Genomic DNA, 20,139 nt, shown 5'->3' with positions numbered 1-20,139 from the left:
TGCAACACGCAAAGCATTGGGTCAGTCACAGATAAAAATATGTCAATCTGAGCCCTGCAATTTGCGGCGCAACTCGGTTTTCAAAACCTTGCCATAGTTGTTTTTCGGCAATTCAGAGAGCCAAAAATAGGTTTTCGGGCGTTTAAAACGTGCGATTTGTGCAAGGCAATGCGCATCCAATTCTGCAGCATCGGGGGATGATCCCGACGCGGGAACCACATAGGCAACAACGTCTTCGCCCCATTCATCATTGGGGCGACCGACCACCGATACCTCGTGTACCATCGGATGGGTCAGCAATGCCTCTTCCACCTCGCGCGGGTAAATATTCGTCCCCCCAGAGATGATCACATCTTTTGAGCGATCTCGCATTGTCAGATACCCATCTTCGTCGAGATACCCCATGTCACCGGTCATCAACCATCCCCCCACAAGTGTCTTTTCCGTGGCCTTAGGGTTCTGCCAATAGCCGGGCATAACGGGGGTGCCCCGCACCATAATCTCGCCGACGTCACCGATCGGGAGCGGTTGCCCATCCTCATCACCGATCATCACCTCGACCACAGATTGCGCACGTCCGACCGAAGCGAGCCGTTCTCGCCACCGGGGATGACTGCGATCGGCAACCTCTTCTCGTGAAAGTGCTGTGATCGCCATCGGACATTCCCCCTGACCATAAATCTGAGCAAATCGCGGGCCGAACCAATCAACCGCATCGGTGATATCGGCCAGATACATCGGACCGCCACCATAAATGATGGTTTTGATCCCCTCCCCCCGTTTGCCCGCTGCTTTGGCCACATCGGTCAGGCGGCGCACCATGGTCGGGGCCATGAACATCGACAGCGGCCCCTGCGTTTCGGCGGCCTGTAACAGCTCCATCTCATCAAAACCGCCCGAGGCCGGGGTGATGTGCCGCGCGGCTTTTGCCACATGTATCGGTGCATAAATCCCGGCGCCGTGGCTCATTGGTGCCATATAGAAAGCCGCATCTTCGGGCTGAACCTGGTCACAATCCAAAAGAAAGGACAATGAGGTGGCTCGGATCATGCCGTGGCTGATGAACACCCCTTTGGGGCGGCCAGTGGTGCCAGAGGTATAAAACAGCCACGCAAGATCCCCGTCAGTACGGGGAATGATATCTCGCGGGGCATGGGCGCACATCGCCGTAAAGTCATCTGATGTCACATCCACCATCGGCAGATCACTTACCTTTGCCAGTTCCGCCCCAAGCTCTGGTGTGACCAAGGCCAGTTTGGCGCCCGAGTTTTCCAATATGTAAGCTGCCTCCTTGGCGTGAAGCTTGGCATTGATCGGCACAACACCTGCACCAGCGGCCCAAGCACCGTAGAAACCCAGCAGATATTCTGGACAGTTGCGCATAAACAAAGCCACGCGGTCGCCCGGCGCAATGCCGCGCGCGCCCAAAGCAGCTGAAAGGCCCAACGATGCGCGAAAAAAAGACGTGTAATCATGCACTTGAACGTCGCCGCTGAAAATCGCAGGTCGCGTGCCATGTACTTTCGCGGTGCGTTCTAACCAAAGTGCCAAATTCATTTCACAGCCTCCAATAGTGATGCGTAAGATGCAGCATCAGAGCCGCCCATGGGAATGAACAATCCACGGGATGCCCTTTGGGCTTTTCCCCAGACGACAGGTTCACGCGAAGCGCTCCATCCGACGATTTGCACCATTGCCTTCTCCTTTGTGATCGTTGAATTATCCACCCACGCGCCCCTTGCACACAAGCGGGTAGAAATACGCCCCCAGATTTGGCAGGATACCGAAATGACGCAAATGGACATTGCCTTCCTGCACGCCCCAACCGGGCTGGCCCTTACCGAAAACCGTATCGTGCGTCAGTGCAACTATCGCTTTGCCGAGATGTTTGGCGAAGACATTACCACATTCTCAGACATGCCGCTTGAACGGCTTTACCCCTCTCTTCAGGATTACGAAAAAGTCGCAACTGTTGGCGGGGATATATTAAGAGAAACAGGGCGTTACGAAGATGAACGTGTCATGCGACGGCTTGACGGTGATTTGTTTTGGTGCCGGGTGCGCGGCACTTCGCTGACGCCCGAGGACCCGTTCAAGCAAGGTGTATGGAGCTTTGTTGATCTGTCAGCTGAGCGCCCTGTCGTGGAATTGACCATGCGCGAGCGCGAGGTGGCGATCCTGACTTGTCAGGGCGAAACATCGAAAGAAATAGGCCTGCGCCTTGGCCTTTCGTACCGTACAGTAGAAGCACATCGCGCGCGTCTTTTACAAAAATTTGGAGCTAGAAAGTTGCCCGAGCTGGTTGCAAAATTCGCGGGTATGCCGCTGTAGCACCCCCAATCATGTGAGCGCCAAGTGATGGCAATCTCTCGGGAGCAGGAGAAGTATATGGTAAGTTCACGTCCCCAAACCCGAATTCAAAAACGCAATCGCGCCGCGATTTTGGAAGCCGCACTTGAGGTGTTTTCCTTACACGGGTTTCGCGGTGCGACTTTGGATCAAATCGCGCACACGGCAGGCCTGTCGAAACCCAATTTGCTTTACTATTTTCCGTCAAAAGACGCGGTACATGGCGCCCTTTTGTCCGCGTTGATGGACAATTGGTTGGAACCCCTTGAAGCGCTAAAGCCTGATGGGGAGCCTATCGGCGAAATTGTTGCATATGTGCTAAGAAAACTGGAAATGGCGCGTGTTTTGCCCAAGGAAAGTCGCCTTTTTGCAAATGAGATTGTTCAGGGCGCGCCTCGTATTATGGATCAAATCGAGGGCCCGTTGCGTGATTTGGTGGATGAAAAAGCACGCATCATTTCGGGCTGGGCACGCGAAGGCCGCATTGCAGCACTTGATCCTCATCATCTGATTTTTTCAATCTGGGCCACCACGCAACATTACGCAGATTTTGACGCGCAGGTTCGGGGAATATTGTCGCCAGAAGGGGACAGTCATTTTGAACAAGCGGCAGAGTTTTTGGAACAAATGTACCGCGCGGCATTAAGTCCAAAATAGCAACGATACACTGATCGCAACCTGTTGTGTGCGCAGCCGAATTAACGGTTTGCTAACCAACGTTACAGATTCCTTGATAAATTAACCCTTCACAAACCATCCCCCCTTAATTTGAACGGTGGTGGGGGCTTCGTCTAAAACGGAGCAACAGAAAAATGGATATCATGGCACCGTCGCCGATCAGCGCAGTGGCCACAGTCGCGGCACACAGCACGGTGTCCGGTGCGCCGGACGTTACGCGAGTGGAAACGCGCCCAGGCGCTGAACAGGCACATACTGATGCACATACAGCCAACGGTCAGGGGCCGGCAGATAACGCTGCTGATTACCGCATTTTAAAAACCCACACGGACACAGTTGGCGATCAGTCAAATATCGACCCCTATACCCAAACGGGTCCGACACCGAGCTTTCAGATTACCTTGCTGGAGGTGGAGCAAGACTTGCAAACCATCCTTGCACGGATCGAAGCAAACCGCGCCAAGGACACCAATGCAGATGCAATTCGGCCAACTGACCCTGCGGCGAATAATGTCTCCAACAACGAGGCGGTGCAAAGCTCAGAGAGTTCGCGCGCGGATCCTGACCCCGCAAGCATGCCACTTAACACGGATGCTGGCAATTTAACCGCGACGCCAAACCCCTTGCCGCCGTCACAAACAGAAGTTCAACCGAACACACCGCAGATCGCTTTATCCGAAGCTGCCAAACCGGCCGTCATCCCGGTTTAAGTCAAACAGGCTAAACGACCCGCCAGAAATCGTGGAAAACGGGTGCAATCGGCGTCATCCCCACAAACAACTGTAAAGAACCTCGTCAAAATGCACTTTTGGTGGGGTTCGCGCTTTTCTCCCCTTACGTCACGCTCTATATGTAACCAAACAGATATGGCTCGGCGTTAGACCGGGCGCGTAAAAAAGGCGAGGACCCATGTCCAAGAAAAACCACGAAACCGATGTGGCCTTTATTGAGGCTCTGGCCAAGCTCTTGCAGGAAAACGACCTGACAGAACTGGAAGTCATGCGTGACTATGGCGAAAATGACAGCCTGAATGTTCGCGTGAGCCGTGCCAAAGAAGTTGTGCAGATGACACAAATGGCGCCGCCCGCAATGGCCGCTCCTGCTGCTGCACCTGCCGCCGCGACACCGGCTGCTGCGGCACCTGCTGTGAACGAAGATCCGGCAAGTGATCCAGGCGCTGTCCCCTCACCCATGGTTGGGACCGCCTATTTGCAAGCCGAACCGGGCACCCCCGCGTTTGTCAGCGTTGGCGACACCGTGACCGAAGGCCAGACGCTTTTGATCGTCGAAGCGATGAAAACCATGAACCAGATCCCCGCGCCCCGCGCTGGTAAGATCAAACGGATCCTGGTCGAAGATGGTGCCGCGGTTGAGTTTGGCGCCCCTCTTATGATCATCGAATAAGGCAAACATCATGGCCCATTTCGATAAAATCCTCATTGCCAATCGCGGCGAAATCGCCCTGCGCGTCATTCGCGCGGCACGTGAAATGGGCATCAAAACCGTCGCGGTGCATTCCACCGCAGATGTTGATGCCATGCACGTACGTATGGCCGACGAAAGCGTCTGTATTGGCCCGCCGTCTGGCACCGAAAGCTATCTTTCGATCCCTGCCATCATCGCCGCATGCGAGATCACGGGCGCACAGGCGGTTCACCCCGGTTACGGCTTCTTGTCTGAAAATGCGAATTTCGTGCAGATCTTGGAAGATCACGAAATCACATTTATTGGCCCATCCGCAGAACATATCCGCATGATGGGCGATAAGATCACAGCCAAGGAAACAGCGATCAACTTGGGTATCCCCGTTGTTCCGGGATCTGAAGGTGGCGTTCCTGACATCGTAGCGGCGCGCAAGGCGGCGGCTGAGATGGGTTATCCTGTGATCATTAAAGCCACAGCCGGTGGTGGTGGTCGCGGAATGAAGGTGGCCGAAACCGAAGCCGACATTGAAATGGCGTTCTCGACGGCGCGTTCCGAGGCGAAAAGTGCCTTTGGCAATGACGAAGTCTATATGGAAAAGTACCTCCAGACCCCACGCCACATCGAAGTTCAGGTGTTTGGCGACGGTCAAGGGGGCGGTGTGCATTTGGCCGAGCGCGATTGTTCGCTGCAGCGGCGCCACCAAAAAGTGTTCGAAGAAGCCCCCGGGCCCTGCATCACCCCAGAACAGCGTGAGAAAATTGGCTCTATCTGTGCCAATGCTATCGCCGAAATGGGCTATCGCGGTGCAGGTACAATTGAGTTTCTATTTGAAAATGGCGAGTTCTATTTCATCGAAATGAACACGCGTCTTCAGGTCGAACACCCCGTGACAGAGGCGATCTTTGGCGTCGATCTCGTGCGCGAGCAAATCCGAGTGGCAGAGGGCATGAAACTGTCCTTTGGACAAAAGGATCTGGAAGTGAACGGCCACGCCATCGAAATTCGGATCAATGCAGAACGCCTGCCAAATTTTGCCCCCTGCCCGGGCAAGGTCACACAATACCATGTGCCCGGTGGGCTTGGTGTGCGCATGGATTCGGCGCTCTATGATGGGTATTCCATCCCGCCCTATTACGACAGCCTGATCGGCAAACTGATTGTGCATGGGCGTGACCGTCCAGAGGCCTTGTCGCGCCTTCAGCGTGCCTTGGGTGAGTTGATCGTGGATGGTGTTGAAACCACAGTTCCGCTTTTCCACGCCCTGCTGGCGGAGCCTGACGTGCTGTCCGGGAACTATGACATCCACTGGCTGGAACGCTGGCTTGATGAAAATATGGGGTAAGGGCTTTGGCCCTTCCCCCCCCACCCCTCACCGCAGAATTGTTGCTGCGCGCCTACGCTATGGGGGTCTTTCCCATGGCAGAGAGCCGCGATAACCCCGAGATTTTCTGGGTGGATCCAACAGACCGCGGCGTTCTTCCATTAGACACGTTTCACATCTCACGCTCGTTGGCCCGTTGCCTACGGAACATGCCCTATCACATCACACTCAACCGTGATTTTGTGGGCGTTGTCGCGGGCTGCGCCGATCGGGACGAAACCTGGATTAATGAAGAAATCTTCGATCTCTACACGCAATTACACCATAAGGGTTACGCTCACTCGCTGGAAGTTTGGGACGAAAACACCCTCATTGGGGGCGTCTATGGCGTAGCCCTTGGCGCGGCATTTTTCGGTGAAAGCATGTTTTCACGCCGGCCGAATGCATCGAAAATTGCCTTGGCTTTTCTCACAAAACATCTGTCAAACTGTGGATTTACGCTGTTTGATACGCAATTTATCACAGAACATCTGGCCAGTTTGGGCGCCGAGGAAATTCCGCGCGCGATCTATCAATATCGCTTGAAAGACGCGCTGCTATATACTGCGGATATCTCAGAGAGACCGCTGCCCAATGTTCATTCCGTGATGCAGCGCAACACCCAAACATCATAGCGTTGGTGGTCCAATCCATTCAACGCAGGCGACGAGGCAACCATCCACCCCTCAAATGAGGTTTGTTCGTCATTGCCATCACGGATCACAATCCACGCATAAGCATCACCTGAAGGGTTGTCGGTGGGATAACGGCATTCACCCAATGTAATCTGTAGCTTTCCCAGAGAAATCGTTTCCCCGGCCTGCAATTTCAGATCTTCATGGATGCCAGACACTTTGTCCAATCCGCGCAGCATCGCACCCGGCGCCTTAGCTGTTTGCCCAAAGGACATCGCTGGCGATAGTGCTGCAACAGACATAACCAAAGCGCGCCAGATCACTTCGGAGCCTCACCGTTCGACACGAATTTCATCAACAGCTGTACCAAACTAACTGACCCCTGCGTGTCTTCAATCTCAGAGCCAGGCTCAAGGTTCAGCGGCGAACCACCAGGCAGCAGCTCAACATACGAGCCCCCCAACAACCCCTCAGAAGCAATGATAACAGAGGTGTCGTCCGGCAAAACAACATCGGATTGCACCGAAAACGCAGCATCAGCCCGGAAACTTTCCGGGTTTAAAGTAATGGCAGAAACCTGCCCCACTTTCACTCCAGCAAGCCGAACGTCAGTGCCCACCGAAATCCCATCAGCTGTACGAAAGGATGCCGAATAACTGCTCAGATTGCCCGATCCGGACAACCCAACAATTTGGCTCGCAAAAATCATAAACCCGGCAGCGGCGGCAAGAACAATACCGCCCGTGATTACCTCGGTCGTGTGTGACTGGCTCATTGTGCCCCCGTCCCTTGCCTACGCAACACGTAGATTATTCAGGCTGCCATGCTTCGTAATCGCGTCGCTCAGCTGGTTTTGCATTGCGCAAGGATCCCGACGGAGCATAGGCCATCTCGGTGCCGGTCATATTATCCTGATGTGGCTTTTCCCAAGTTTTATGGGTCAGCGGAGCATCGGTTGGGCAATTGTCAAACGTATGATGCAGCCAACCATGCCACTCGGGGCTGACGCGACTTGCTTCCGGTTCGCCCTTAAAGATCACCCAGCGGCGACTATCATCGCGATTGTGGTAAAATGTGTTACCCTGCGCATCCTCGCCGACTTTGACGCCCTTGCGCCATGTGAACAGTCGTGTGCCGATGGTTTCGCCGTGATACCAGGTCAAAAGGGATAGAATAAACCGCATATCGATCTCCGCATTGTCTGTTCTTCATATGGCGCAACAACGCGCTAAGGTCCAGTGCTTTGCATCTGAATTGGCGGTGCATTGCGCCGAATTCCCCCCACTGTGGCGACTTTGGGGGAAATTCTATCTTTTCAACAAAAAAAGCCACCGTAGCGCGGTGGCTTTTTGATTTCTTTCACAAGGTGCTTAGCTTGCCGAAGCACCTTCTTTTTCGTGATCCGCATAGATGATCAAAGGCTTGCTTTCACCTGTCACAGCCTCTTCGTTCACCACAACTTCATCCACATTCTCCAACGCTGGCAAATCGAACATCGTGTCCAGCAGGATATCTTCCATGATGGAACGAAGCCCTCGCGCACCGGTCTTGCGTTCAATTGCACGCTTGGCGATCGCCGCCAAAGCGTCATCGGTAAATGTCAGCTGTGCCTCTTCGATTTCAAACAGGCGCTGATATTGTTTGACCAAAGCATTTTTCGGCGCGGTCAAAATGGTGATCAGTGCGTCCGCATCAAGATCCTCAAGCGTCGCGATCACAGGAAGACGGCCAACAAACTCGGGAATCAAACCGAATTTCAACAAATCTTCTGGTTCCAGCTCCTGAAAGATCTCACCAACGCCTCGGTCGTCATCATTTTTAACCTCGGCACCAAAGCCGATCGCTGACCCTTTGCCACGCTGCGCAATGATCCGGTCAAGCCCAGCAAATGCCCCGCCACAGATAAAGAGGATATTTGTTGTGTCGACCTGCAGGAATTCCTGCTGAGGGTGCTTACGCCCCCCTTGCGGAGGCACCGAGGCAACCGTGCCCTCCATAATCTTCAGCAAAGCCTGTTGAACCCCCTCGCCCGACACGTCGCGTGTGATCGATGGGTTGTCCGATTTGCGGGTGATCTTGTCGACTTCATCAATGTAAACGATGCCACGCTGAGCGCGTTCAACATTGTACTCGGACGCCTGCAAAAGCTTGAGAATGATGTTTTCTACATCCTCCCCCACATAGCCAGCCTCTGTCAAAGTCGTGGCATCCGCCATGGTAAACGGAACGTCCAAAATCCGCGCAAGGGTTTGCGCCAAAAGGGTTTTACCGCAACCTGTTGGGCCGATGAGCATAATGTTGGATTTCGCCAACTCAATCTCATCACCAGATTTCGCCGCGTGGTTCAACCGTTTGTAGTGGTTGTGCACCGCAACAGAAAGAACACGCTTTGCGTGGCCCTGACCAATGACATAATCATCCAGAACACCACAAATCTCTTGCGGTGTTGGCACGCCATCAGCGGCCTTAAGGCCCGCGGATTTTGTTTCTTCGCGGATGATGTCCATGCACAATTCGACGCATTCGTCGCAGATAAACACGGTTGGCCCCGCAATCAGCTTGCGCACCTCGTGTTGGCTCTTTCCGCAGAAGGAACAATAGAGGGTGTTTTTGCTGTCGCCGGAGGAATTGTTCGCCATTTTGTCTTCCCTAGGGCCAAAGCCCGAAACCTGAAATGCCCAATTGGGCCATGAGTGTGCCCATTTGCGTTAGCTTAGGACAGGGGCCAGCCGGGTACAATGCGATTTTCCGCCCCGGCTGTGGTATTGTCAGGGCTCGGATCGGAAACCGAGCCCTGAATAAGCATTATTCTTCGTCTGTTTTAGGGCGATTTTCGACGATTTCATCGATATGCCCCCAATCTTTGGCCTCTTCTGGTGACATGAAATTATCACGCTCCAGCGCCTTTTCGACCGCTTTCAAGGTGTTCCCGGTGTGCTTCACATAGATCGCGTGCAGCGTGTCTTTGACCTTCTGGGTCTCTGCTGCGTGAATCATAATGTCGGTTGCCTGACCCTGGAACCCACCAGAGGGTTGGTGCACCATGATACGCGAATGAGGCAGTGAAAAGCGCATTCCAGCCTCGCCTGCGACCGAGAGGACAGACCCCATCGATGCGGCCTGACCAATCACCAGGGTCGAGACCTTAGGCTTGATGTACTGCATGGTGTCATAAATCGACAGGCCGGACGTCACCACGCCACCGGGCGAGTTGATGTACATCGAAATTTCTTTTTTCGGGTTTTCCGCCTCGAGGTGCAAAAGCTGCGCCACAATCAAGGTCGACATGCCGTCATGAATCGGGCCGTTTACAAAGATGATCCGCTCTTTCAACAGGCGCGAGAAGATATCATAGGCCCGTTCGCCGCGCGAGGTTTGTTCCACAACCATGGGAACGAGGGTATTATTATATTGATCAATAGGGTCGTGCATTCTGCCTGCTTTCATATACTCGCGTGAAGGCCCGTTCTGGACCAACCTGACAAGAGAGTAGTGCCGCTCACGAGGGGCTGCAAGGGGGGGATGTTTGGTAAGGTCCGGGCCATATGCTCAGGCTTGCCGGAAAAGGGTTAACAATTCCCTTCTGAAGCGCAGGCAGACTGCAAAACCTGATGAATTATGCATAAAAAAAGCGGCACCCCAATTCAGGGATGCCGCTTGTGTTTACATGTGGGCAAACTCAGCTCGGAGACATCCCGCGCAACCGTTCTGACCGGCGACGCAGAAGCTCTACCGTCGTCAACAGCGCGATTGAGACAACCACCAAGATCGTCGCAACAGCAAGGATCGTGGGCGAGATCTGTTCGCGCAAGCCAAGGAACATCTGCCATGGCAGGGTTTTCTGACCCGCCGAGCCGACAAACAGCACCACAACAACCTCGTCAAAGGATGTGATGAAGGCAAATAAAGCACCCGAAATCACGCCTGGCAGGATCAGTGGCATTTGCACGCGGAAAAAGGTGGTCACAGGATCTGCGCCCATATTCGCCGCCGCACGCGTCAGCGAGCGATCAAAGCCCACCAGCGTTGCGGTTACCGTGATGATCACAAAGGGAATACCCAGTGCCGCATGCGCCAACACAACCCCCCAGTAGCTGCCTTGCAGGCCGATACGCGAGAAGAAGAAGTACATGCCCGCCGCGGAAATAATCAGCGGCACAATCATCGGCGAGATCAGGATCGCCATAATCGCGCGTCGTGCAGGTACGTGGTCTTGGCTAAGCCCGATCGCCGCCAATGTCCCCAAGGACACAGACAAGATTGTCGCCACCGGCGCAATCCGCACCGAATTCCACAACGCAGCCTGCCAACCCGAATCCGAGAAGAAGTTGCGGTAGTGCTTTAACGAATACCCTTCCGGATCAAGACGCAGCATTTCCGGTGTGAAGGTGAAGAAATCCTGAGCGTTAAAGCTCAGCGGAATCACCACCACAATCGGTGCAATCAGGAAAAAGAAGATCAGGCCGCAGATCACCCGGAACGTATAGTACCAAGTGCGTTGACCGGTGGAGGCATAAGGAGGAAGTCCGCTCATAATCTTTATCCCAGCTTCACGTTGTCGATGCCCACGATCCGATCATAAGCCCAGTAAAGGACCAGAACGACCGCGAGAAGAATGGCGCCAAGTGCCGCCGCGAGACCCCAGTTCAGTGAGGTCGAGATATGGAAGGCAATCTGGTTCGAAATGAACGTGCCTTTTGTCCCGCCCACCAAAGCTGGTGTGATGTAGTAACCAATCGCCAGAATGAACACGAGGATGGACCCCGCGCCGATGCCCGGAATGGTTTGTGGGAAATAGACCCGCCAAAAGGCGGTCCAGTCGGTTGCTCCCAGTGATTTCGCCGCACGAAGATAGCTGACGGGAATGGTCTGCATCACCGAATACATCGGCAAGATCATGAAGGGCAGCAGAATGTGGGTCATCGCCACAATTGTCCCGAACTGGTTGTTGATAATCACCAGGCGCGCATCATCTGGAACAATATGCAGCCACACGAGGATGTCATTGATAACGCCCTGTTGTTGCAGCAAAATTTTCCAAGCAGAGGTCCGCACCAACAACGAAGTCCAGAAGGGCAAAAGCACCAAGATCATCAAAAGGTTCGCTTTTCGCGCGGGCAAGTTGGCCAAGATCCAGGCCACGGGATAGGCCAACAAGATACAGCTGACCGTGATCATCATCGACATCCAAAGCGTCCGCTTTAGAAGCTTCATATAGATCTGTTCTTCTTCCGGGCGTGCTTCGGGCCCATCCGGGCCAACCCGCATGTCGATGGCGTTCAGGAAGTAGCCCGCAGTGATCGGAGAGGAATAGGTCTGAATGGTGCGCCAGACATCCGTGTCGCCCCACCCTTTGTTGATCTTAATCAGCTCGTCTTTCCAGACGGTTTCAGCCTCAAGATCAAACTTTTTGGCCTTACGGCCAGTTTTACGAAACAGCGACGAGATGCCGGGGTTTTCATAGTTCAGACGCCCACCAACTTTGGTATGGATCTTGGCCGCGGCCGCTGACTTCAAATCAGTCGCCATCGCAGCAAAGACCGCTTCTTCCGGCAAGTCACCGGAATTGGCATCCCAGCTTTCCAACGCCACAACCGTGTTTGGCAGCGTTTTCGACACAATATCGTTCTTAACCGAACGGTACAGCATATCGCCCACGGGCAAGATGAAGCTGATCAGAATAAAAAGCAGAAGCGGTGCGATCAACATCAGGGCGCGTAACTTTTGACGCCTGAGTGCCCGCGCCAAACTGCGCTTAAGAGGGGTCCCATCTGCGGCCAGAACCGGGCCGGTATCCGTCATATCGCTCATATCATCCCTGTCGGCTTTCGCCTTTTTTGTTTTGTTTGCAGCTGTCTAAAGTGACTAACGAATGTGTTGATAACAAAAAATCAGTAGAAAAATACTGGGGTGGAAGGGGCCTGCACGGCCCCCTCCGATGTGGCAATTACTTCGCCAACCATGCTTCGAACTTTGCGTTCAGATCGTCACGGTTGTCAGCCCACCATTCGTAGTCATAGACGTGAATGTTGCCCGAGTTATCGGGGTCGGTCGGCATATGTGGCGCCATGTCGATGCCAAGCTCAGCATGCTTACCAACCAGTGGTGCAGAGGACGCACGCGCTGGACCGTAAGAAATGTAAGCCGCTTGATCCGCCAGACGCTGGGTGTCGGTTGCGAACTTCAAGAAGTCCAGCGCGCGCGCTCTGCGGTCAGCAGGCAGGTTCGCAGGCATGATCCAACCATCAAGGTCAAACGACTGCATGTCCCACAGCATACCGATCGGCTGGTTCTGCTCGGCAATGGCCGAGAACAGACGACCGTTGAAGGTCGAGCCGAAGACAACTTCGCCATCAGCCAACAGCTGAGGCGTTTCTGCACCAGCGGTCCACCAAACAACATCGTCTTTGATGGTGTCGAGCTTCGCAAATGCGCGTGCTACACCTTCGTCAGTGCCCAGGGTTTCATAGATCTCGTCTTTGGCAACGCCATCGCAATAGAGAGCCCATTCAACGTTGTCGATTGGACGCTTTTGCAGCGAACGCTTACCTGGGTATTTGGTGGTGTCGAAGATGTCACAAACAGATGTTGGCGCTTCTTCACCAACCATGTCGGTACGATAACCGAATGTGGTCGAGTAAACGATCTGTGGTACAAAGCAATCGGATACGATCAGATCACCAAAGTCGTCAGTGGCCGAGGTGCCATCAGGCGCCGGTGCCAAAACAGCGTTGTGATCCAGCTCTTCCGCAAGACCTTCGTCACACAGGCGCATGGAGTCAGATGCAACCGCATCCACCAGATCCCAAGTTACGTTTTTCGCTTCGTCCATGGCACGCAGTTTGGCCACAGCTTCTGCTGAACTTTCGTCCCAGATCACGGTCAGACCGGGGTTCATCGCCAAATAGGGCTCAACATAAGCTTTGTTTTGGCTGGCCTGATATGCGCCACCCCAAGATACCAACGTCAGCTCGTTGGCCATGTCCTCAGCTGCAACAGCGCCAGCGGCAACTGTCAAAGCGGTGGTGGCCGCAAGAGTTTTCATTACTTTCATACTATTCTCCCTGTTATATTCCCGTAGATTTATGTGGGGCCCGCAGACGGGCGGCATGCGTGACCCCAGACTATTATGCCAAAGCGGCTTTCCTGGGGCCTTGTCAGCCCCAAAGCTGCAAAGACAAATTCTTATGCGTCAAGCGCGCGACAATCGCTCGGCAACCAACCGATTTCGATTTGTTGTCCCGGCACCAGACGATCCACATCCGGCGCGTTGCGGGTTTTGATGACAAATTCATCATTGCCAGCCACGCGCAAACGGGTGCGGAAGATGTCGCCCATATAGATAAACTCAAGCACTTCGGCTTTAAGGGTGTGGGCCCCTTCTTGAATACGATCTTTGTTGTATTCCACGCGCTCAGGGCGGATCGAGACTTTGGTGCGATCCCCCACATTAGAGACATTGATCGGCGTGGCATCAATGACTTCCCCACCGTCCAGACGGACAATACAGGTGTCATCCTTGATTTCCGTGACCACACCCTCAAGCGTATTATTTTCACCGATGAACTGCGCGACAAAACTGTTTTGCGGCTTTTCATACAGATCAGCCGGGGGGGCGAGCTGTTGAATGCGGCCATCATCAAACACAGCGACGTTGTCTGACATGGTCAGCGCCTCGGTTTGGTCGTGGGTCACGTAAACAGTGGTAATGCCCAGCGAATGCGCAAGATGGGTGATTTCGAACTGCATTTTTTCCCGCAGCTGTTTATCAAGCGCGCCAAGCGGCTCATCCATCAGCACCAATTCGGGTTCAAACACCAGCGCACGCGCCAAAGCAACACGCTGTTGCTGACCACCGGAAAGCTGCGAAGGGCGACGACCACCGAAGGCCCCCATTTCCACCATATCCAGCGCACGTTTCACTTTCGCTTCACGCTCGGATTTACCCATTTTGCGAACTTCCAACGGGAACGAAAGGTTTTCTGCAATGGTCATATGCGGAAAAAGTGCATAGTTTTGGAACACCATGCCAATGCCACGCTTATGGGGTGGAATATTGTTGATGGGTTTGCCACCCAACAGAATGTCCCCATGTGTGGCGGTCTCAAACCCGGCCAGCATCATCAGGCATGTGGTTTTGCCAGAGCCCGATGGCCCAAGCATGGTCAGAAATTCACCACGAGCAACCGAAAGGTTGAGGTCTTTTACAACCAGATTTTCCCCGTCATAGCTTTTCTGAACACGATCAAAGACGACGAAGCCGTCGTTCGCAGCAGTATCGGTCAAGTGACCCCCCTGTGCCCGTTTCGGGCGTTCTGTTGCAGCGCCCACGCTTGCATCGTGAGCATCATTATTTATCCGCTTCCGGCTCACACTCCGGGACGTTGCCCTGACTGCTTGTCGGTAGGTAAGCTAAAGCCAACACGATCACCGAACAGATTGCAACAGGAAAGCGACATTTTTTGTTCATTAGCGACAAGGCGTTGGAGCGAATTGGATCCAAAGTGGAAAAGCTGCAACCCCTTGTCGCGTCAAGATCTTACGAGTGTTCTCACGACATTTCCCATCGAATCTTTGATAATTATGACGAATTTCATCACAAAACGCCGAGAAACGATATGTCGTGAGAACATTGTAAAACGACCGTTTCTTATGCGGCTACAATGTTATGCTTCGGGCCATACCCAAAACCAGTGATGTTCTCGGCGCCTGTTTCACCCACAACGAGAATGTCGTGTTCACGATATCCGCCCGCCCCGGCCAAACCTTCTGGCAGGAACAGCATCGGTTCAATGGAAACAACCATGCCCGGTTCAAGCGCCGTATCGATGTCCTCGCGCAGCTCTAGACCGGCTTCACGACCATAATAGTGCGACAAGACCCCAAACGAATGGCCATAGCCGAAGGATCGGTACTGAAGCAGGTTCTCGGATTCGAAGAACCTGTTGATTTCCGCGGTGATTCCAGAACAGGTAGCGCCAGGTTTGATCAGGCTGAGCCCCAGTTCATGCGCATCCACATTTGCCTGCCAGATGCGCAGGCTTTCCTTGTCCGGCTCCCCAAGAAACAGCGTCCGCTCCAAAGCCGTATAATAGCCTGAGATCATTGGAAACGCATTCAACGACAGAATGTCGCCCCCTTCCAGCTTACGGGTCGTCACAGGGTTGTGTGCGCCGTCGGTGTTGATGCCAGATTGGAACCAGACCCAGCTGTCACGCAGCTCCGAATCAGGATGTGCGCGGGCAATTTCCTCTTCCATCGCATCGCGACCCGCCATCGCCACGTCGATTTCGCGGGTGCCAACGCGAATCGCATCGCGAATCGCGGCACCGCCAATATCCGCAACCCGCGCGCCTTCTTTGATCAACGCAATTTCTTCAGCAGATTTGATCATCCGAGCGTTCATTGTGTCACCCGCCACATCAACAAACTCGGCGCCCGCAAGGAACTCACCAGCCAAAGCACGTTGCGCCAGCGTCAGGTGGTCGCCTTCGATTCCCATCCGCGTTGCCCCGCCAGCCACGTCCTTCACCGCGCGCCAGTAGTTGTTGCGCTCCCAATCAGTGTAAATCACATTGTCACCAAAGCTGCGACGCCATGGCTGACCCGCGTCAATATTGGCGCTGATGGTGGTGCAACGATCAGCCGTCACAACACAGGCATAGGGGCGCCCAAAAGCACAATACAAAAAGCCCGAATAATAGGCGATATTGTGCATCGAGGTGAACAAACACGCCTCCAACCCTTTGGCGGCCATAATGGCGCGCAATTGGGTCAATCGGCGTTCATATTCAGCGTTTGAAAACGGCAATGGGGCTTTTTCACCATTTTCACAAACAAAAAACTGAGGACGTTGCATATCTTGTCTTCCTTATCCGTGACCGGGGAATGAAGATATTGCGCCCGGTCAATCAATGCCCCGGCGTTCAGGGCAGTTGATCTCCGGCCCGGCCCGCTGCGGGATGCGCATTATGACAGATCGACAGATCCCCACATGCGCGGCAGCCTCCGGTGCAGCGACGCCATCGCTGCGGATAAGCAAACCCTGACAGATTCGACGCGAATCTGTCAATTGGCTTTCTTGTCGTTCTTTGGCGTCACAGATCGTCGCGATTGATGATCGGCACGCCGTTCACCACACGGTCGCCAGGGTGGGTGATGACCCGTTCACCCCCGGTCAGTCCGCTGAGAACTTCGGCATAGTCTGCGCTGCGGTGGCCAATCTTGATTTCGGTCAGCACCGCCACATTACCTGTCACCACATAGGTCGCCCATTTTCCATCCTGCCGGAACAACGCCGAGACCGGCACGCGAAGCACATCATCGCCCTGCCATTCAACAATTCGCAGATAGGTGCGAAATCCGTGGCCAAGGCTGGCGCGGGCCGCTTTCGGGCTGTCAAAATCGAGCAAGACCCTGACCCGCTGCTCCTCAATGCCCAGTGCCGACAATTTGGTGAACCCCGCAGGTTCCACCACGCTCAGGCGCGCATCCAAAACCCCTGCGCCGCCCCAACGCTCAACATAGGCCTTGGCTCCCGGTGTCAAACGCACCGCATCCGAGGACAGAAGGTCCGCAACAATCTCAAGATCTTTGGTCTCGCCGATTGATAGGATCGGTGCGCCGGCTTGTATCATACCAGCGCTTTCGTGGGCGACGCTTAACACCGTGCCGGACACAGGCGCGACCAGCTCGACACAACAGGCCGCATTGTCCCCTGCACCTGCGGTATTGGGTTCAATCAACATGGCGCGCTGTGCGGCCAATTCGGCATCGCGAATGTCCAATGTTGCATGGGCGGCGTCTAGTTTTGCCGCAGCCAGATCCACATTCAACTCAGCTGTATCCAGTTGTGCTTGCGGCGCCGTTCCGCGCGCGTGCAAGTCAACAAGGCGGCTCAGGTTTACCTGTGCATGCCCAAGATCGGCTTCGGCCATGGCAATCTGGGACTGGGCCAAGAGCACCGCAGCTTTCGCCTGCGCAACTGCGGCTTCAGCCTGCGCACGGGCCCGGTCATCCAGAAAAGCGGGCGCACCGGGTGCAATCCGCGCCACGGTGGTTTCACCCGCAGTCACCGCATCCCCGACCGTCACAGGCGAGCGTGACAACCGCCCCATCACGGGCGCAGAAAGATCATAGACATCGCGGATCCGTGTCTGCCCCTCGGCGTTGATTGTGACCTCAAGCGGGCCACGGGTAACACTGGCCAAATCGACGGGCACAGGTTCTGACCGCCCCGCCACAAAGACCAAAGCCGCCAATCCGCCCAGCGCCACGGCGCCGATCGCCACTTTGCGCATCATTCCTGCCTTATGCTGTTCGGCCATATTATTATTCCCTCGTTTTCATTACAGCCACCAGATCCATCTGTCCGATGCGCCGCCACACCACCGCCGCAGACAGCGCCGAAGCCAAGCCCACGACCCAAGCCGCGCGCACATATGTCGCGCGGGTAATCGCCAGCGGAATGGCGTATAAATCACTGTCAAAGCCGGTGACCATCGCCGCGGCAAGCCCCTGCCCCATCAAAAGCCCGACGGGGATTGCCACAATGGTCAGCACCGCCAACTCTCCTAACAGGATGTAACTGACCTCGCCGCGCGAGAACCCCAGGATGCGCAGGCTCGCCAACTCGCGCGCGCGCTCTGACAATTGAATGCGGGCGGCATTGTACACCACCCCAATCGCGATCAGCGCCGCCATCAGAGAATTGATGGTCGTCATCATTCCAGCATTCTGTGCAATTGTGTCGTTAAAGCTTTTTCGAATTGCCGCCATCTCCACCAGCCCGGCCACAGCAGGGGTTGCTTTGACCGCTGCGAACAAAGCCTCGCTTTTATCTTGATCAATCGAAGCGTTGGTTAGGCTCACGCGCGGGGCTTGCCCGGCAAGTTGGCTTAATGTCTCTGGGGTCACATAAGCCCCCATGCCAAAACTTTGCGCAGCATAGCCAACAACGGGCACTTGCGCGGACGTCCCACCAAGTGCGGGGAACAATACGGTCACCTGTTCGCCGAGGTCCAGATCCAGCTGGCGCGCCAGTCGGCGTGTCAGCACAATACCGCCCTCGGGCGTGACCTGATCCCCCTCTTCGGTCAGCAGATGAGTCAGTTCCGATCCGGGATCGCGCGCCTCAAGACTGGTGCGGCGGCTAAACTGGCCATGTTTCAGGCGCACAGGCATCGACCACACGCCTTCGGCCACCATGACACCGGGCAAATGGCCGACATCCTCGATCACAGACCGGGGCCGATCTCCGGCAAAGCTGATCACAACGTCCTGGCGGTTGAGTTGCACAAAGCTCTTGTCCAAGAGCTCATCCATAGCATCAAACATGAACAGAGCCGCCACCATCACCGCGGCGGATGTGGCAATGCCCAACATCGTCAGTGCCGCCCGAATGGGCCAGCGCGTGAGCGAGCGCCAGATCATCACCGAGGTCTGCCGCATCTTCATGAAATGGATCATACGATCCGCCACCCCTGATTGGTAACGCGCAGGCGCAGGGGGGGCCATGGCCACAGCGGGCGAAAGCGCCACCGCTTTGCGCACCGCCGTCACCGCCCCCAATGCCGCCGCCGCCAATCCTGCCAGTGCTGAGATCGCATAAACCGATGGGTACGGCACGTAGACCAGATAGGGGAAGTGGAAGAACTGCGCGTATAGTTCAGCCATGCCCCGCCCGCCCCACAGACCAAAGCCCCAACCGATTGCCACGCCCAGCGCCCCAATTGCGATGGCGAGTTTGACGTAATGCCAGCCAATTTCGCCCTTATAATACCCCAATGCCTTTAAAAGACCGATCTGTTCGCGTTCCAGCGCGATCAGTCGCCCAAGGACCATATTCACCAAAAAGGCCGAGATAATCAGAAAGATCGGCGGCACGACTTTCACCATGGTCGACAGCTGATCCAGCTCTCCTTGCAAAAACGCGTTGGAAATCTGGTCTTTACGAAAATACGCGCCGGTGCCCCCATAGGGCGAAAGGATCAGATCAATCTGACGGATCACCTCGTCCCGGTTTGCATCGCGCCCCAGCCCCACGGTCAGAGTGTTGAACGCCCCGGTTAAGTTATAGACGGCCGAAAGCGCCGTGCCCTCCATCCAGATCACCCCAAATCGGCGATCATCAGGCATGATAGAACCGGGACCAATGGTGTAGATGAATTCAGGGCTGAGTGCAGTACCAACAATCGTCAGCGCACGTCGTTGCCCGTTAATGATACCGTGGAATTGATCGCCAATGCCAAACCCATGAGCGGTCGCAAAACTCTCATTCACCACCACCTGCCCGGTTTGCCCCGACGCGGGCCATTGCCCACGAGACAATGTGGGTACATTCATTTTCGGCACCCCTGCGCTTGGCACCGAAATCAGCTGTCCCGTGGCTGGGGCCGCCATGCCGTTGATGTCCAAAATCACGTATTTTGACACCGATGCTTCAGCCAGCCTGACACCGGGGATGGCTTCCACTCGGCCCAGCACATCCATGGGCGCGCGGGTTACAGTGGCAAAGATATCCCCAAACCGGTTGCGTTCATAAAACGTGTCGCGGGTTTCACGCAAAGATCGTTCTGCGCCGCCCATCATCACCATGATCGCCACGCCCACCGCCAACACCAAAGCGATCGCAAGGCTTTGCGACCAAAGCCGTGTCATATCGCGCAGGAGTTTGCGGTCGAGGCTTTGCAT

General features: G+C 54.9%; 18 protein-coding genes and 1 pseudogene. 6 read left to right on the top strand and 13 right to left on the bottom strand.

Annotated features, from left to right (window positions below; genetic code table 11):
• Positions 1-42 precede the first annotated feature (42 nt).
• Positions 43-1,557: a class I adenylate-forming enzyme family protein gene (locus tag KKW20_RS02960; RefSeq protein ID WP_214565895.1), complete on the bottom strand. Its 1,515-nt coding sequence runs from the start codon at positions 1,555-1,557 to the stop codon at positions 43-45.
• A 231-nt stretch (positions 1,558-1,788) separates the two neighbouring features.
• On the opposite strand from KKW20_RS02960, the gene KKW20_RS02955 reads away from it, so the two are divergent.
• The 6 genes from KKW20_RS02955 to aat all read left to right on the top strand — a co-directional run bounded on the left by KKW20_RS02955 (position 1,789) and on the right by aat (position 6,447).
• Complete coding sequence (locus KKW20_RS02955) at positions 1,789-2,331, top strand: helix-turn-helix domain-containing protein (RefSeq protein WP_214565893.1); 543 nt, start codon at positions 1,789-1,791, stop codon at positions 2,329-2,331.
• 57 nt (positions 2,332-2,388) lie between these two features.
• Positions 2,389-3,006, top strand: a complete 618-nt coding sequence (locus tag KKW20_RS02950; protein ID WP_214565891.1) for a TetR family transcriptional regulator C-terminal domain-containing protein — start codon at positions 2,389-2,391, stop codon at positions 3,004-3,006.
• Between the two features lie 155 nt (positions 3,007-3,161).
• The gene (locus KKW20_RS02945) at positions 3,162-3,737 is read left to right on the top strand and encodes a hypothetical protein (protein WP_214565889.1); all 576 of its coding nucleotides are present in this window, start codon (positions 3,162-3,164) and stop codon (positions 3,735-3,737) included.
• Positions 3,738-3,936: 199 nt separating this feature from the next.
• The gene (gene accB / locus KKW20_RS02940) at positions 3,937-4,431 is read left to right on the top strand and encodes an acetyl-CoA carboxylase biotin carboxyl carrier protein (protein ID WP_214565887.1); all 495 of its coding nucleotides are present in this window, start codon (positions 3,937-3,939) and stop codon (positions 4,429-4,431) included.
• Between the two features lie 10 nt (positions 4,432-4,441).
• Entirely contained in the window at positions 4,442-5,794 is a 1,353-nt protein-coding gene (accC, locus tag KKW20_RS02935) for an acetyl-CoA carboxylase biotin carboxylase subunit (RefSeq protein WP_214565886.1), read from the top strand.
• Positions 5,795-5,853: 59 nt separating this feature from the next.
• The gene (aat, locus tag KKW20_RS02930) at positions 5,854-6,447 is read left to right on the top strand and encodes a leucyl/phenylalanyl-tRNA--protein transferase (RefSeq protein ID WP_214566070.1); all 594 of its coding nucleotides are present in this window, start codon (positions 5,854-5,856) and stop codon (positions 6,445-6,447) included.
• Here aat and KKW20_RS02925 read toward each other — a convergent pair.
• From KKW20_RS02925 to KKW20_RS02870, 12 genes and pseudogenes are all read right to left on the bottom strand, one after another.
• Positions 6,411-6,749 carry a DUF2155 domain-containing protein gene (locus KKW20_RS02925; protein ID WP_214565884.1) on the bottom strand — a complete coding sequence of 113 codons (339 nt, stop codon included), beginning with the start codon at positions 6,747-6,749 and terminating at the stop codon, positions 6,411-6,413. The two genes, aat and KKW20_RS02925, sit on opposite strands and share 37 nt — an antisense overlap.
• Positions 6,750-6,766: 17 nt before the next feature.
• Positions 6,767-7,222, bottom strand: a complete 456-nt coding sequence (gene mlaD / locus KKW20_RS02920; RefSeq protein WP_214565882.1) for an outer membrane lipid asymmetry maintenance protein MlaD — start codon at positions 7,220-7,222, stop codon at positions 6,767-6,769.
• 34 nt (positions 7,223-7,256) lie between these two features.
• Positions 7,257-7,631 carry an NADH:ubiquinone oxidoreductase subunit NDUFA12 gene (locus KKW20_RS02915; RefSeq protein WP_214565880.1) on the bottom strand — a complete coding sequence of 125 codons (375 nt, stop codon included), beginning with the start codon at positions 7,629-7,631 and terminating at the stop codon, positions 7,257-7,259.
• A 186-nt stretch (positions 7,632-7,817) separates the two neighbouring features.
• Positions 7,818-9,086, bottom strand: a complete 1,269-nt coding sequence (gene clpX, locus KKW20_RS02910) for an ATP-dependent Clp protease ATP-binding subunit ClpX (protein WP_214565878.1) — start codon at positions 9,084-9,086, stop codon at positions 7,818-7,820.
• Positions 9,087-9,252: 166 nt separating this feature from the next.
• Entirely contained in the window at positions 9,253-9,879 is a 627-nt protein-coding gene (locus KKW20_RS02905; protein ID WP_214565876.1) for an ATP-dependent Clp protease proteolytic subunit, read from the bottom strand.
• Between the two features lie 247 nt (positions 9,880-10,126).
• Positions 10,127-10,972, bottom strand: a pseudogene (locus KKW20_RS02900) (ABC transporter permease); the annotation flags it as partial.
• Positions 10,973-10,986: 14 nt separating this feature from the next.
• Entirely contained in the window at positions 10,987-12,258 is a 1,272-nt protein-coding gene (locus tag KKW20_RS02895; protein ID WP_214565873.1) for an ABC transporter permease, read from the bottom strand.
• A gap of 136 nt (positions 12,259-12,394) precedes the next feature.
• Positions 12,395-13,501 (bottom strand): extracellular solute-binding protein, encoded by a 1,107-nt coding sequence (locus KKW20_RS02890; protein ID WP_214565872.1) that lies wholly within the window; start codon positions 13,499-13,501, stop codon positions 12,395-12,397.
• Positions 13,502-13,632: 131 nt separating this feature from the next.
• On the bottom strand, positions 13,633-14,733 hold the full coding sequence (locus KKW20_RS02885; protein ID WP_214565871.1) for an ABC transporter ATP-binding protein: 1,101 nt from the start codon (positions 14,731-14,733) through the stop codon (positions 13,633-13,635).
• Between the two features lie 364 nt (positions 14,734-15,097).
• Positions 15,098-16,306, bottom strand: a complete 1,209-nt coding sequence (locus tag KKW20_RS02880) for an aminopeptidase P family protein (protein ID WP_214565870.1) — start codon at positions 16,304-16,306, stop codon at positions 15,098-15,100.
• A 238-nt stretch (positions 16,307-16,544) separates the two neighbouring features.
• On the bottom strand, positions 16,545-17,774 hold the full coding sequence (locus KKW20_RS02875) for an efflux RND transporter periplasmic adaptor subunit (RefSeq protein WP_214565869.1): 1,230 nt from the start codon (positions 17,772-17,774) through the stop codon (positions 16,545-16,547).
• 4 nt (positions 17,775-17,778) lie between these two features.
• Positions 17,779-20,139: an ABC transporter permease gene (locus KKW20_RS02870; protein WP_214565868.1), complete on the bottom strand. Its 2,361-nt coding sequence runs from the start codon at positions 20,137-20,139 to the stop codon at positions 17,779-17,781.

The sequence above is a fragment of the Aliiroseovarius lamellibrachiae genome (assembly GCF_018599245.1).
Classification (GTDB): domain Bacteria; phylum Pseudomonadota; class Alphaproteobacteria; order Rhodobacterales; family Rhodobacteraceae; genus Aliiroseovarius; species Aliiroseovarius lamellibrachiae.
The sequence above is the reverse complement of the archived record's forward strand: the minus strand, read 5'-3'. Positions and strand labels throughout refer to the sequence as shown.

Coding starts and splice junctions, on each gene's coding strand:
- KKW20_RS02960 (WP_214565895.1), bottom strand. CDS start 1,557: ATGAATTTGGCACTTTGGTTAGAACGCACCGCGAAAGTACATGGCACG.
- KKW20_RS02895 (WP_214565873.1), bottom strand. CDS start 12,258: ATGAGCGATATGACGGATACCGGCCCGGTTCTGGCCGCAGATGGGACC.
- KKW20_RS02875 (WP_214565869.1), bottom strand. CDS start 17,774: ATGGCCGAACAGCATAAGGCAGGAATGATGCGCAAAGTGGCGATCGGC.
- KKW20_RS02950 (WP_214565891.1), top strand. CDS start 2,389: ATGGTAAGTTCACGTCCCCAAACCCGAATTCAAAAACGCAATCGCGCC.
- KKW20_RS02880 (WP_214565870.1), bottom strand. CDS start 16,306: ATGCAACGTCCTCAGTTTTTTGTTTGTGAAAATGGTGAAAAAGCCCCA.
- accC (WP_214565886.1), top strand. CDS start 4,442: ATGGCCCATTTCGATAAAATCCTCATTGCCAATCGCGGCGAAATCGCC.
- mlaD (WP_214565882.1), bottom strand. CDS start 7,222: ATGAGCCAGTCACACACGACCGAGGTAATCACGGGCGGTATTGTTCTT.
- KKW20_RS02945 (WP_214565889.1), top strand. CDS start 3,162: ATGGATATCATGGCACCGTCGCCGATCAGCGCAGTGGCCACAGTCGCG.
- KKW20_RS02925 (WP_214565884.1), bottom strand. CDS start 6,749: ATGTCTGTTGCAGCACTATCGCCAGCGATGTCCTTTGGGCAAACAGCT.
- KKW20_RS02905 (WP_214565876.1), bottom strand. CDS start 9,879: ATGCACGACCCTATTGATCAATATAATAATACCCTCGTTCCCATGGTT.
- KKW20_RS02890 (WP_214565872.1), bottom strand. CDS start 13,501: ATGAAAGTAATGAAAACTCTTGCGGCCACCACCGCTTTGACAGTTGCC.
- KKW20_RS02870 (WP_214565868.1), bottom strand. CDS start 20,139: ATGCAAAGCCTCGACCGCAAACTCCTGCGCGATATGACACGGCTTTGG.
- clpX (WP_214565878.1), bottom strand. CDS start 9,086: ATGGCGAACAATTCCTCCGGCGACAGCAAAAACACCCTCTATTGTTCC.
- accB (WP_214565887.1), top strand. CDS start 3,937: ATGTCCAAGAAAAACCACGAAACCGATGTGGCCTTTATTGAGGCTCTG.
- KKW20_RS02915 (WP_214565880.1), bottom strand. CDS start 7,631: ATGCGGTTTATTCTATCCCTTTTGACCTGGTATCACGGCGAAACCATC.
- aat (WP_214566070.1), top strand. CDS start 5,854: ATGGGGGTCTTTCCCATGGCAGAGAGCCGCGATAACCCCGAGATTTTC.
- KKW20_RS02955 (WP_214565893.1), top strand. CDS start 1,789: ATGACGCAAATGGACATTGCCTTCCTGCACGCCCCAACCGGGCTGGCC.